The sequence below is a fragment of the Angustibacter aerolatus genome (assembly GCF_054776675.1).
Genome location: NZ_BAAHBM010000092.1, coordinates 1 through 11,635 on the forward strand (window position 1 = coordinate 1; position 11,635 = coordinate 11,635).

At 76.4% G+C, this 11,635-nt stretch carries 13 protein-coding genes; 6 read left to right on the top strand and 7 right to left on the bottom strand.

Translation table 11 applies throughout. The features are described 5' to 3' along the window. On the bottom strand, nucleotides 1–597 hold a 597-nt coding region (locus ACYVI6_RS15915), incomplete at its 3' end, for an FAD:protein FMN transferase (protein WP_460447303.1). A gap of 227 nt (nucleotides 598–824) precedes the next feature. Next, the gene (locus tag ACYVI6_RS15920) at nucleotides 825–2,312 is read right to left on the bottom strand and encodes a phytoene desaturase family protein (protein ID WP_460447304.1); all 1,488 of its coding nucleotides are present in this window, start codon (nucleotides 2,310–2,312) and stop codon (nucleotides 825–827) included. 84 nt (nucleotides 2,313–2,396) lie between these two features. Here ACYVI6_RS15920 and ACYVI6_RS15925 point away from each other — a divergent pair, with 84 nt between their 5' ends. The 3 genes from ACYVI6_RS15925 (at nucleotide 2,397) to ACYVI6_RS15935 (ending at nucleotide 3,740) form a co-directional block, all read left to right on the top strand. After that, nucleotides 2,397–2,663 carry a UBP-type zinc finger domain-containing protein gene (locus ACYVI6_RS15925; protein WP_460447305.1) on the top strand — a complete coding sequence of 89 codons (267 nt, stop codon included), beginning with the start codon at nucleotides 2,397–2,399 and terminating at the stop codon, nucleotides 2,661–2,663. Nucleotides 2,664–2,727: 64 nt separating this feature from the next. After that, nucleotides 2,728–3,396 carry a hypothetical protein gene (locus tag ACYVI6_RS15930; protein WP_460447306.1) on the top strand — a complete coding sequence of 223 codons (669 nt, stop codon included), beginning with the start codon at nucleotides 2,728–2,730 and terminating at the stop codon, nucleotides 3,394–3,396. After that, a complete protein-coding gene (locus tag ACYVI6_RS15935) occupies nucleotides 3,393–3,740 on the top strand; it encodes a hypothetical protein (RefSeq protein ID WP_460447307.1) in 348 nt (115 codons plus the stop codon). Before ACYVI6_RS15930 ends, ACYVI6_RS15935 begins: the two co-directional genes overlap by 4 nt. A 99-nt stretch (nucleotides 3,741–3,839) precedes the next feature. Here the strand turns inward: ACYVI6_RS15935 and ACYVI6_RS15940 are convergent, their stop codons facing one another. Next, a complete protein-coding gene (locus tag ACYVI6_RS15940; protein WP_460447308.1) occupies nucleotides 3,840–4,667 on the bottom strand; it encodes a class I SAM-dependent methyltransferase in 828 nt (275 codons plus the stop codon). A 130-nt stretch (nucleotides 4,668–4,797) separates the two neighbouring features. Next, a complete protein-coding gene (locus ACYVI6_RS15945; protein ID WP_460447309.1) occupies nucleotides 4,798–5,898 on the bottom strand; it encodes an alpha/beta fold hydrolase in 1,101 nt (366 codons plus the stop codon). 58 nt (nucleotides 5,899–5,956) lie between these two features. On the opposite strand from ACYVI6_RS15945, the gene ACYVI6_RS15950 reads away from it, so the two are divergent. Next, complete coding sequence (locus ACYVI6_RS15950) at nucleotides 5,957–6,445, top strand: hypothetical protein (RefSeq protein ID WP_460447310.1); 489 nt, start codon at nucleotides 5,957–5,959, stop codon at nucleotides 6,443–6,445. On the opposite strand, the gene ACYVI6_RS15955 is transcribed toward ACYVI6_RS15950, so the two are convergent. Together ACYVI6_RS15955 and ACYVI6_RS15960 are read right to left on the bottom strand one after the other, a co-directional pair. Next, entirely contained in the window at nucleotides 6,435–7,232 is a 798-nt protein-coding gene (locus ACYVI6_RS15955; RefSeq protein ID WP_460447311.1) for a DinB family protein, read from the bottom strand. The genes ACYVI6_RS15950 and ACYVI6_RS15955 overlap by 11 nt on opposite strands. 38 nt (nucleotides 7,233–7,270) lie before the next feature. Beyond that, a complete protein-coding gene (locus tag ACYVI6_RS15960; RefSeq protein ID WP_460447312.1) occupies nucleotides 7,271–8,503 on the bottom strand; it encodes an MFS transporter in 1,233 nt (410 codons plus the stop codon). Nucleotides 8,504–8,632: 129 nt separating this feature from the next. Here ACYVI6_RS15960 and ACYVI6_RS15965 point away from each other — a divergent pair, with 129 nt between their 5' ends. Further along, nucleotides 8,633–9,400, top strand: coding sequence for an SDR family NAD(P)-dependent oxidoreductase (locus ACYVI6_RS15965; protein ID WP_460447313.1), 768 nt, complete (start codon nucleotides 8,633–8,635; stop codon nucleotides 9,398–9,400). 140 nt (nucleotides 9,401–9,540) lie between these two features. Here ACYVI6_RS15965 and ACYVI6_RS15970 read toward each other — a convergent pair whose 3' ends face one another. Next, on the bottom strand, nucleotides 9,541–9,936 hold the full coding sequence (locus ACYVI6_RS15970; RefSeq protein ID WP_460447314.1) for a DUF2255 family protein: 396 nt from the start codon (nucleotides 9,934–9,936) through the stop codon (nucleotides 9,541–9,543). A 71-nt stretch (nucleotides 9,937–10,007) separates the two neighbouring features. Between ACYVI6_RS15970 and ACYVI6_RS15975 the strand changes: the two genes are divergently transcribed. Beyond that, on the top strand, nucleotides 10,008–11,635 hold a 1,628-nt coding region (locus tag ACYVI6_RS15975; RefSeq protein WP_460447315.1), incomplete at its 3' end, for a thioredoxin domain-containing protein.

Below are 11,635 nucleotides of genomic sequence, written 5' to 3' on the forward strand. Positions count from 1 at the left end.
GCGCGGGTCGACCGCCCGGTCACCGGCCACCACGGCCACCCCGTCGGCGGTGCCGTCGGCGCCGACCCGGGCGGTGCAGCCGAGCAGCCGCACGCCGACGACGCACCCGGTGAGCTGCGCGACGGCCAGCGCGGCGTCGTCCAGGGCCAGGGGCACGGCGGTCGCCGCGAGGTCGAGCGCCGTGCCGCCGGGCACCCGCACCCGGGTGCCGTGGGTCTCGACGTCCTGCCAGCTGCGCCGTCGGCGGGCCGCCACCTGGTGCCCGCGCGCCCAGAACGCGCGCTCGTCGTGCCGCGGCGCCGGGCAGGTGGGGTCGACCAGGCCGTCGGTGCCCGCGGCGGTGTCCAGCGCGGCGGCCAGGGCCCGGGCCAGCACGGGGCTGACGTCGAGCGGTGCGCCGTCGGCGGCGGGCAGCCGGTGCACCTCGGCGGTGGCGCTGCGCCGGTCGCAGGCCCGGGCGACCGCGGCCAGGTGGTGCGCGGCCAGCCGGGTCGCCGTCCCGAGGTGGCGGGCGTCGTCGACGGTGACGGTGGCGGTGCTGCCCCAGCTGGAGAACGTCGCGCTGTGGCGGGTCGGGCGTGCGGTCGTGCGTCGCATGGTGGCTCCGGTGGCTCGTCGTGGACGCCGGCGCTGCTGCCGGTACGACGAGGTTCGGCCGCGCTCCTCGCCCCCCGCGAGCAGGCGCCTGTGCCACCGCTTTGAGTCCTGCCCACCAGCGCACCCGCCGTCCGACGCGCGCCACGTGAAGTGGGCTGCGGCACCGTGCGAGAGGCGTGCACGCCCATCGGACGGTCCCGCGACCTCACGAGGTGCCGGCGCGCGCCTCAGGCGAGGGCGCGCACCAGAGCGAGCGGGTCGCGGCGGTCGCCGAAGACCTGGCGCAGCGCGCGCTTCGCGGCGTGGACGCCGGGCATGCCGTGGACGCCGGGACCGGGCGGGGCGGCCGACGAGCAGAGGTATGCCCCGTCGAAGCCGCTGCCCGACTCGAGCGGCACGCGGTAGGGGTCCCACCGCAGGGCCGGGCGCGCGAGCATCTGCCACATGGTCGGGGCGCCGGCGGCGATGTCACCGCCCACGTAGTTCTCGTCGTGGTCGCTCATGTGCGAGGCGGGGATCACCGAGCGGTGCAGCACGACGTCGCGGAACCCCGGGGCGAACCGCTCGATCTGCGCGGTCACCCGCTCGCCGACGTCGACGGTGCAGCCGTTGGGCACGTGCGCGTAGGTCCACAGCACCCCCTGGCCGGCGGGTGCGCGGGTGTCGTCCAGGATGCTCGGCTGGCTGGCCAGCACGTACGGGTGGTCGGGCACGCGGCCCTGGGCGACCTCGCGCTCGGTGACCATCATCTCCTCGCGGCTGGCGCCGACGTGCAGCGTGCCGGCGAGGTCGAGGTGCTCGGCCTGCCAGGGGACGGGGCCCGACAGCGCGAAGTCGACCTTGGCGGCGGCGTGCCCGAACTCGAACCGCCCGAGGGCGTCGCGGTACCGCACGGGCAACCGGTCGCCGGCGATCTGCACCACGCCGCGCACGCTGGTGTCGAAGAAGACGACGCGGGCGGGCGGCAGCTCGGCGAGCGACGAGACGCGGACGCCGGTGCGGATGCTGCCGCCGTGGCGACGCACCAGGTCGGCCACCACGTCGACCAGCACCTGGCTGCCGCCGCGGGGGATCGGCCAGCCGACGCCGTGGGCGAGCGAGGCGAGCATCAGCCCGGCCGCGGCGGGGGCCAGCCCGCGCGGCGGCATGATCGCGTGCGTGCTGACCCCGCTGAACATCGCGGGTGCGACGTCGCCCTTGAAGCGGGCGTTCCAGCCGCGCGACCCCTGCTCGAGGGTGCGCAGCGCGACCTTCACTGCGGTGCCGACGTCGCGCGGCACCGAGCGCAGGTCGCCGAGGGTGAAGTCGATGACACCCTCCCAGTGGTCCGACAGCTCGCCGACGAGCGAGCGCCAGGCCGGTCCGTCGGGCCCGAGACCCTCGACGGTGCGGTCGAGGTCGCGCCACGCGATGCCCGCGCGCCCGCCGTCCAGCGGCTGGGCGAACGCCACCTCGGGCTGCAGCAGCTCGATGCCGCGCCGGTCGAGGTCGAGCGCCCGGTAGAACGGCGACGCCACCGCCATCGGGTGCACGGCCGAGCAGAGGTCGTTGCGGAAGCCGGGCAGCGTGAGGTCGAGGGTGCGCGAGCCGCCGCCGAGGGTGGGCTGCGCCTCGAGCACCTCCACGCTCAGCCCCGCGGCGGCGAGCACGAGCGCGGCGGCGAGGCCGTTCGGTCCGGAGCCGACGACGACGGCGTCCAGCGCTGGCGAGGTCATGCGCGGAGCCTGCCACGGTCGCGCGCCCTCGGCCCGACCGGACCCGCCCCACCCGGACGAGGGGTGCGGGGCATGATGTGCGGCATGGCGACCTGCACGCACCTCGACCAGATCGACCTCGACGTCGAGCCGTCCGGCAGCGGGTGCGTCGAGTGCCTGGCCGAGGGCGGCCGCTGGGTGCACCTGCGCCGCTGCCTGACCTGCGGGCACGTCGGCTGCTGCGACTCCTCGCCCGGGCTGCACGCGAGCGCGCACGCCGGCGCGACGCAGCACCCGGTGATCCAGTCGGCCGAGCCGGGCGAGGACTGGTGCTACTGCTACCCCGACGACGTGATGTTCGAGGTGCGCTGAGCCGGACGGGGGACGCCGGGGCCGGGTGCGCCCGCCACCAGCCCGCCCGGACGACGATGGGCGGGTGCACGCTCGGGGGATCTCGCTCGCCGGCGTGCTGCTGGCCGGGTCGCTGGCAGCGGCTACCCAGGTGCCGGCGGTCGCGGCCCCGGAGGGCGGCTTCTCGTCGACCGAGCTGGTGCGCCTGAGCGACGGCACCGACGGGTGGACCGTGGTGCTCGACCGGCTCGACGAGTGCGACGCCGTGACGCCGGTGGCGGACACGAGCACGGGGTGGGCCCTGCTCTGCGGCGGCGAGCACCTCGAGGACGGCGGCGGCCTGACGGGTGGGAGCGAGCTGGCCCCGGGCACGTCGCTGGCGGTGGCGCTGGAGCCGGACCACCCGCGCCCGCCCGACGACGCAGAGGACACCGGCGACGGCGCGGACGACGAGTTCGGCGGCTCGGAGCACGTCTGGGCGGATCCGCTGCTGCAGCTGTACCCGGAGCAGCAGCCGCGCTCGACCCAGCAGCTGCGGTTGCCGCGGCTGGCCGGGTACACGCTGCGCTGGGTCTGCTTCGCCACCCCCGTCGAGCAGCCGTCGGAGGAGCAGCCGCAGCAGGAGCAGCCGGGCCTCGTGCCCGCCGTCGCGCTCGACTGGGCCGAGCTGGTCGATCCTGACGATCGAACACGTGTTCGAATTCGTGCCATGCTGGACCGGTGCCGGCTGCTCCGAGGTTCCGCCCTGGCATGACGCTGGCGGAGCGCGCGCAGTACACCGCCGAGCTCGCCGCCGGCCGCTCGCGCAGGCCCGTCCCGACGCCGGCGCCGGCCACGACGTCCGCACCGGCCCTCGCGCCCGCACCCGGCGAGCCGCCGGGCATCACCCGCCCGGTGGCCGCCGGCCCGCCGGTGTCGCGCCGGCACTGCTGGGTGCTCGGGCCGCCGGACGCCCCGGGGCGCTGGCCGGGCCTGCTCGTCGAGTGGGCGCGCACCGGCGACGTGTGGCGGGGGCGCGTGGTCTACGTCGTCGACGACGAGGGGCAGGCGGTGCTGGTCGAGAGCTGGGTGCCCTCGCGCCAGCTCGAACCGCGCTGACCCGGGCGAGCTCCCCGTGGCCGGGGCACCGTCCGAGAGGCGTGCACGCCCATCGAACGGTGCCGGAGCCGACTTCACGTGGCGCGCAGGCCCCCCGGGTCAGCGGCGGCGGGCGGTGACCAGCAGGTACTCCCAGCCCATCGCGTCGCCGTCGACGGCGGCGTCGCCGAGGGCCTCGAGGTCGCGGTCGAGGGCGGCGGTGCGGTCGGGGTCGTCGGCGACGCCCCGGTAGGCGGCGACGGTCGGGCCGTAGCGCGCCCTGAAGAAGTCGCGGAACGCCGCACCCGAGCCGAACCGGTCGACCACCAGCGAGCGGCGGACGGCGCGGACGTCGTCGACGCGGTCGCCGAGCAGCTCGCGCACGTGGTCCTCGTCGCCCCACAGCGGCGGCGGCTGCACGCCGGCCGGCGGCGCGGGCACGTAGGACCGCATGGTGGCGAACAGCCGCCCGATGAAGCCGGTGGGCGTCCAGCTGAGCACCGCGATGGTGCCGCCGGGCCGGGTCACCCGCACCAGCTCGTCGGCGGCCCGCTGGTGGTGCGGCGCGAACATCACGCCGACGCACGACAGCACGACGTCGAACGACGCGTCCGGCAGGTCGAGGGCCTCGGCGTCGCCCTGGCGCCAGTCGACCTCGACGCCGCGGGCGCTCGCGGCCTGCCGGCCGGTCTCGAGCAGCTCGGGCGTCAGGTCGACCGCGGTGACGGCGGCGCCGGCCTCGGCGGCGGGCAGCGCGGCGTTGCCGGTGCCGGCCGCGACGTCGAGCACGCGGTCGCCGCGCCGCACGCCGGCGGCCTCGACGAGCACCGGGCCGAGCGAGGGGATGACCTCGTCGGCGACGGCGGCGTAGTCGCCCAGCGCCCACGTCGCGCGGTGCCTGAGCTTGAGCGCGCGGTCGGCCTCGGCCGCGTCGGTGACGGTGGTCATGGGGTGCTCCCTGCGGTCCGTGGCCCGCGGGTGCGGGCCGGTGCAGGCGACGCTAGGAGCCACGGTTGCCGCACCGCATCGGTACCGGTACCCAACCGCACGGGCACGCCGGGGCGCCCTGCGTACGCGGTCAGGCGCCGGCCAGCAGCTGCGCGACCGCGGCGGTGCGCGCCGACCGGCCGCTCGTGCCGAGCTTCGCGTACACGTTCTGCAGGTGCCGCTCGACGGTGCGCACGCTGAGGCACAGCTCGTCGGCGATCTCCTGGTTCTCGCGCCCGGCCGCGGCCAGCCGCAGCACCTCCAGCTCGCGCGGCGACAGCGCCCGGCCCGCGTCGAGGCCGCCGTCGCGGGCGCCGCGGGCGGGCCCCCGGTCGGCGTCCAGGACGTCGCGCACCTGCTCGACGAGCACCCGCCAGGCGGGCTCGTGCTCGAGCAGGATGTGGTTCGAGCTGTCGAGGGCGACCAGCCGCGCGTCGGGGATCTGCGTCGCCAGCACCCGGGCCTCGGCGAAGTCGTTCATCCGGTCGCCCCTGGCGTGCAGCACGAGCGTCGGCTGCGTCACCCCGGAGAGCAGGTCGGTGACGTCGACGGTGTTGCGCTCGCGGCGCGCCGTGAACGCGTTCGTCGCCGACACCGACACCCGCTGCAGCTCGTCGAGCCAGCGCATCTGCTCCTCGGTCGCGCCGGGGATCATCAACGAGGTGAACACCCGCCGGAACTCCGACTCCGGCCGCGCCCACCCGACCTTGACCATCTGCTCGAACGTGTCGCTGAGCTCGAGCTCCTCCGGCGTGGGGTCGCGGAACGCCGCCGCGTAGCTGCCGTAGAACACCAGCCGGGTGACGCGCTGCGGGTGCGCCACGGCGTACCGCACCGAGACCGGGCCGCCCTGCGCCATCCCCATGAGCGCGAACCGGTCGAGGCCGGCGTGCTCGACCACGGCCTCGAGGTCGGCGGTGCGCGCGTCGAGCGAGAAGTCGTCGACGTCCCAGTCCGACAGGCCGTGGCCGCGCTCGTCGAACCGCACGATGGTCGCGTACCGGCCGAGGTCGGCGAGGAAGTGCCGCCAGACCGGGCTCTCCCAGTCGTGCTCGAGGTGGCTCAGCCAGCACGACGCGACGACGAGCGGCGGGCCCGAGCCGTGCACGGCGTAGGCGATGCGCACGCCGTCCGACGACCGGCAGAAGCGGACCTCGTGCGGTCGCGTGGTCGGGGTGGCCGCGCTGGGCACGTCGTCGAGGCTAGCCCCGCCGGACGGCGCACCGACAGGTTCTCGCTACGTTCGGGGGGTGCCCGGCTACCCCTTCGTGCCGTCGTCGACCGCCGACCTGACCCTCGGCGACCTGTGGTCGGTGCGGCTGGCCGGCGGCGACCTGGCGGTGCTGCAGGTGCGCGGGCTCAAGACGTCGGGCGCCGGCGCCTACACGCACTTCGTGGCGGGGGTCGTCGACTGGCGGGCGCCGACCCTGCCGGTGGGCCACGACCTGCGCGGACGCCGGGTGCTGGCCGAGGGCGTCGTGCGGTTCGAGGTGTTCGGCGCCGACCGCGCGCAGGTGTTCGGCAGCAACCTCGCCGTGGTGCCGCCGCCGGCGTGGTCGGAGCTGGCGAAGGAGTTCACGGCCGGCACCAGCACCGAGGTGTGGTCGTGGAAGAGCGTGCGGCGCCGCGTCGACCGGGTGCTGGCCGCCGCCGCAGCCGACCGCGCGACGCAGCCGGACCAGCCCGCCCAGCCCGCCGAGCCCGCCGAGCCGGAGGGCGCCGACCCGCTCACGCCGTGAGCCGCGCCTCCAGCACCGCCAGGTCGCGGACGGCGTACCGGCGGTGCTCGATCTCCTCCTCCAGCAGCACCGACAGGCACTCCCACACCGGGCGGCCGCCGTCGGGGTAGCCGGGCGCCGGCGTCCGCAGGCACTCGCGGCCGAGGTCGCGGTCGGTCAGGTCGGCGAGCACGTCGCGCACCACCTGCTGGCGGCCGGCGCGCGCCTCGAGCACCTCGTCCCACGTGGGGTCGGCGGCGAGCTGCATGCCGAGGGCGGCGGCGTCGCCCGGGGCGTAGGCGGTCTGCGGCAGGGCCAGCGGGTGGAACGGCCGCTCCTCGTCGAGCACCGTGCGGCTCACCCACGAGTCGGTGATGAACACCAGGTGCTGCAGCGTCTCGGCGAACGACCACTCGCCGGCGACCCGCTCCGAGCGCGCGGCCTCGGGCAGCCGCTCGGCCCGCGCCACGTCGTCGGCCCACAGCCGCTCGACGGTCTGCCACGCGGCGCGGAACCCGTCGGCGTCCTGCACCCCGCGCAGCTGCACGCGCTCGGGGTGCAGGCGGTCGAGCTCGGCCTCGACGTACGCGGTGACGTCGATCCCGTTGACCCGCAGGCGTTCGACGTACCCCGACAGCTCGACGTCGACGAGCGTCGAGTCGACGATGCGGGCGCCGGTGAGGTCGGAGTCGACGACGCGGGCGCCGCGCAGGTCGCGCACGGCGACCTCGGCCCCGCGGTAGGCGTCGGTGTGCGCCGCGGTGTGCGGGCTGGGCGACCAGCGGTGCGGGCCGAACTGTGCGGTCATGGCGCCATGCTGGCAGTTCGCGCCGCGGCTGACGACGGTCAGCGCCGGGCGGCGATCCGCGCGTGCTCTGCCCGGACGGCGGACGGCGTGGCGTACGCCGACCAGCGCGGCACCCAGCGGGCGAGGCCTGCGGCGGCGAGCAGCCCGACGGAGCCGATCGCCACCACGCCGGCGGCCAGCGAGGCGGCGAGCGCCACCACGGAGACCACGAGCGGCCCGAGCGCGCCGCCGGCGTCCCCGAAGAGCCGCCACACCGCGAGGAACCGGCTGCGGCCGTCGGCCGGTGCGGTGTCGGCGCCGAGCGTCATCATGATGCCGGAGCCGATGCCGTTGCCCAGGCTCATGAGCATCGCCACGAGGGTGAGCGCGACGACGCCGTGGGTCAGCGGCAGCAGCGCCATCGCACCGCCGAGTACCAGCATCGACGGCACGGCGACGGCGAGCCGCCCGGCCCGGTCCATCACCAGCCCGGCCGGGTAGAAGAGCGCCATGTCGACCGCGCTCGCGATGCCGAAGACGAGGCTGGTGCGGCCGGCGTCGAGGCCGAGGTGCTCGGCCCAGAGCGGCAGCACGGTCTGCCGCGCCGCCCGCACCGCGCCGACGGCCAGCACCGCGAGCCCGAGGGTGGCGAACAGCTGCCGGTGGTCGCGCAGCATCCGCCACGAGGTCGTGCCGCCGCGCACCGCCACCGGGCGGTCACCCGGCCGCTCGGCGTCCGGCACCGTCACCAGCAGCAGGGCCACGGCGAGGCAGGCGAGCACGGCGACGGCGTAGGCGCCGCGCATGCCGACCAGGCCGATGGCCGCGGCGCCCAGGAAGGGGCCGGCGAACAGCCCGATGCGGTGCGACCCGCCGAGCGTCGACATCGCGCGGGCACGCAGGTGCAGCGGCGCCACCTCGGTGAGGTACGACTGCCGCGCCAGGTAGAACGTCGAGCTGGCGGCGCCCACGAGCACCAGAGCGGGCGCCAGCTCGACGAGCGACCGGGCCGCCGCGCAGGTGATGAAGCAGGCGGCGGCGACGCCGGTGGCGAGCAGCATCGCGCGGCGGTCGCCCAGCCGGTCGGCCAGCCGCGCGGCCGGCACGTCGCCGAGCACCTGCCCGACGCCGAGCAGCGCCAGCACCAGCGCCGCCGTGCCGGCCGACGCACCCAGGTCGAGCGCCGTCAGCGCGACGACGGGTGCCACGGCACCGTTGCCGATCTCGAACACCAGCGCCGGCAGGAACACCGACGGCGCGATCGACCGCAGGGTGCTGCCGCCGCTCCTCATCCCGTCATCCTCGGCGGATCCCGGCCTCGACGTGCCGGGGGGCCGGGTGTTCTGGGTCACGGCAGGGCGGGGTGTCGCCGGCTGTGGTGAGGTGGCCGCGACCCCGCTGCCGCCACCCGGAGGACCACCATGGCCGTGCTCGACACCTTCTCCCTCGCCGGTCGCGTCGCGCTGGTGACCGGCGGCAACCGCGGCCTCGGCCTCGCGTACGCCCGGGCGCTCGGCGAGGCCGGTGCACGGGTCGCCCTGTTCGCGCGCGACCGCGACCTCAGCGACGACGTCGCCGCCGACCTGCGCGCCGAGGGTCTCGACGTGCAGGCGTTCACCGGCGACGTCACGCGCGTGGCGGACCTCGAGCGCGCGACCGACGAGGTCGAGGCCGCCTTCGGCCCGGTCGACGTGCTGGTCAACAACGCCGGCACCTGCGTGCACCGTCCCGCGCTGGAGGTGACGGACGAGGAGTGGCGCGAGGTGCTCGACGTGAACCTCACCGGCGTCTGGAACGGCTGCCGCGTCGTGGGCGGCCGGATGGTCGCCGCCGGGCGCGGGGTGATCGTCAACATCGGGTCCATGTCCGCCGACATCGTGAACCGCCCGCAGTGGCAGCCCGGCTACAACGCCTCGAAGGCCGCCGTGCACCACCTGACCCGGTCGCTGGCCGCCGAGTGGGCGCCGGCCGGGGTGCGGGTCAACGCCCTCGCGCCCGGGTACGTGCGCACCGAGATGGCGCCCGTCGACCGACCGGAGTTCCAGCGGTACTGGATCGAGGACGCGCCGCAGCAGCGCGCCGCGACGCCCGCCGAGATCGCGCCGTCCGTCGTGTTCCTGGCCAGCGACGCGTCGTCCTTCATGACCGGCTCGGTGCTGACCGTCGACGGCGGGTACAGCGTCTACTGACCCGATGATCGGGCTGGACGGTACGGCCGGAAGACCTCGCGCAGCTCCTGGGCGTGGAGCTCGGGCTGCTCGTGGGCCGCGAAGTGCCCGCCGCGCGGCATCTCGGTGAGCCGCCCGCGGTCACCATCCCGGCACGGTACCTACGAACGCCCCCGCACCGGGAGGAGCCGCAGCGTGGTGGCGGCGGCCGCGTCGGTGACCATCGACGCGGCACCCGCCGGCCCGTACCTCGCCCGGTAGGCGGCGTCGACGGCGTCTCGCAGCAGCTGGTCGTCGGCGCCGACGTCCGCGACGACGACGTCGGTGCTCAGGCCGGGGACGTCGACGCGCGCCCGCCCGGTGCGCACGGCGTCGCCGAACCACCCGGTGTCGCGGCGGTGCCAGCTCCGCACCACCACGTCCTCGCCGACGGTCACCACCCAGATCGGCACGGCCTGGCGCCACCGGCCGTCGGGGCGCTGCGCGGCGATCAGCAGCTCGTGGGCGGCGTCGACGGCAGCCAGCTCGTCGGGGGACCAGCCGGGCTGCGCGGGCACGGCCGCGACCGTACCCGAGCCGGTCCGCCGTCCGGCTGGTCCCCGACGGTCGGCCGGGTGAGGCTGGGGGCGTGAACCGGCTGGCGAACGCGACGAGCCCGTACCTGCTGCAGCACCGCGACAACCCGGTCGACTGGTGGGAGTGGGGCGACGAGGCGTTCGCCGAGGCCCGGCGGCGCGACGTGCCGGTGCTGCTGAGCGTCGGGTACGCCGCCTGCCACTGGTGCCACGTCATGGCGCACGAGTCGTTCGAGGACGACGCGACCGCCCGCGACCTGAACGAGCACTTCGTGGCGATCAAGGTCGACCGCGAGGAGCGCCCCGACGTCGACGCCGTCTACATGGAGGCCGTCGTCGCGATGACCGGGCACGGCGGCTGGCCGATGACCGCGGTGCTCACCCCGGACGCGCAGGTGTTCTACGCCGGCACGTACTTCCCGCCGCAGCCACGCGGCGGTCTGCCCTCGTTCCGGCAGCTGCTCGCGGCGGTGGGGGAGGCCTGGCGCGAGCGGCGGCACGAGGTGGTCGGCGCCGGGCAGCGCATCGCCGAGCAGCTGCGCGACCAGCGGGCCGCGGTGCCCGCGGGGCAGCCGGTGCCGCCGTCGGCCGACGACCTGGCGCGCGCGGTGCAGCGGATCGCCCGCGACCACGACGCCGAGCGCGGGGGCTTCGGCGGGGCACCGAAGTTCCCACCGTCGATGGTGCTCGAGCAGCTGCTGCGGCACGCCGCCCGCGAGCGCGGCGACACCGGGCCGCTGGCGCTCGAGATGGCCGAGAACACGATGCAGCACATGGCCCGCAGCGGCACGTACGACCAGCTCGCTGGCGGGTTCGCGCGGTACGCCGTCGACGCCGGCTGGGTGGTGCCGCACTTCGAGAAGATGCTGTACGACAACGCCCAGCTCGCCAGGGTGTACCTGCACCACTGGCGGCTCACCGGCGACGACGAGGCGCGCCGCGTGGCGCTGGAGACGTGCGACTTCATGGTGCGCGACCTCGGCACCGCGCAGGGCGGGCTGGCCAGCTCTCTCGACGCCGACACCGAGGGCGTCGAGGGGCTCACCTACGCCTGGACGCCGCAGCAGCTGGTCGACGTGCTCGGCCCGGACGACGGCGCCTGGGCCGCGCAGGCGCTCGGCGTCACGGCGTCCGGCACGTTCGAGCACGGCAGCTCGACGCTGCGCCGGCTGGCCGAGCCCTCCGCGCGGCTCGACGACGTGCTGGCCCGCCTGCACGAGGCGCGTGGCGACCGGCCGCAGCCGGGCCGCGACGACAAGGTCGTGGCGGCCTGGAACGGCCTGGCGGTGGCGGCGCTCGCCGAGACCGGCGCGCTGCTCGACCGACCCGATCTGGTCGAGGCGGCCGAGCGGGCGGCCGGCCTGCTGCTCGACGTGCACGTGGTCGACGGGGTGCTGCGCCGGGTCTCGCGCGACGGCGTGGTCGGGTCGCCGGCCGGCACGCTCGAGGACCACGGCGACGTCGTCGAGGGGCTGCTCGCGCTGCACGCCTGCACCGGTGCGGCGCGCTGGCTGACGGCGGCCGGCGCCCTGGTCGCGGCGGTGCGCGACCGGTTCTGGCACGGCGGCGCAGGGTTCAGCGACACCCCGGACGACGACGTCGCCGAGCGGCTGCGGACGACGTCCGGCGGGGTGCGCCGGCCCGCCGACCCGGCCGACAACGCGCACCCGTCCGGGCCGTC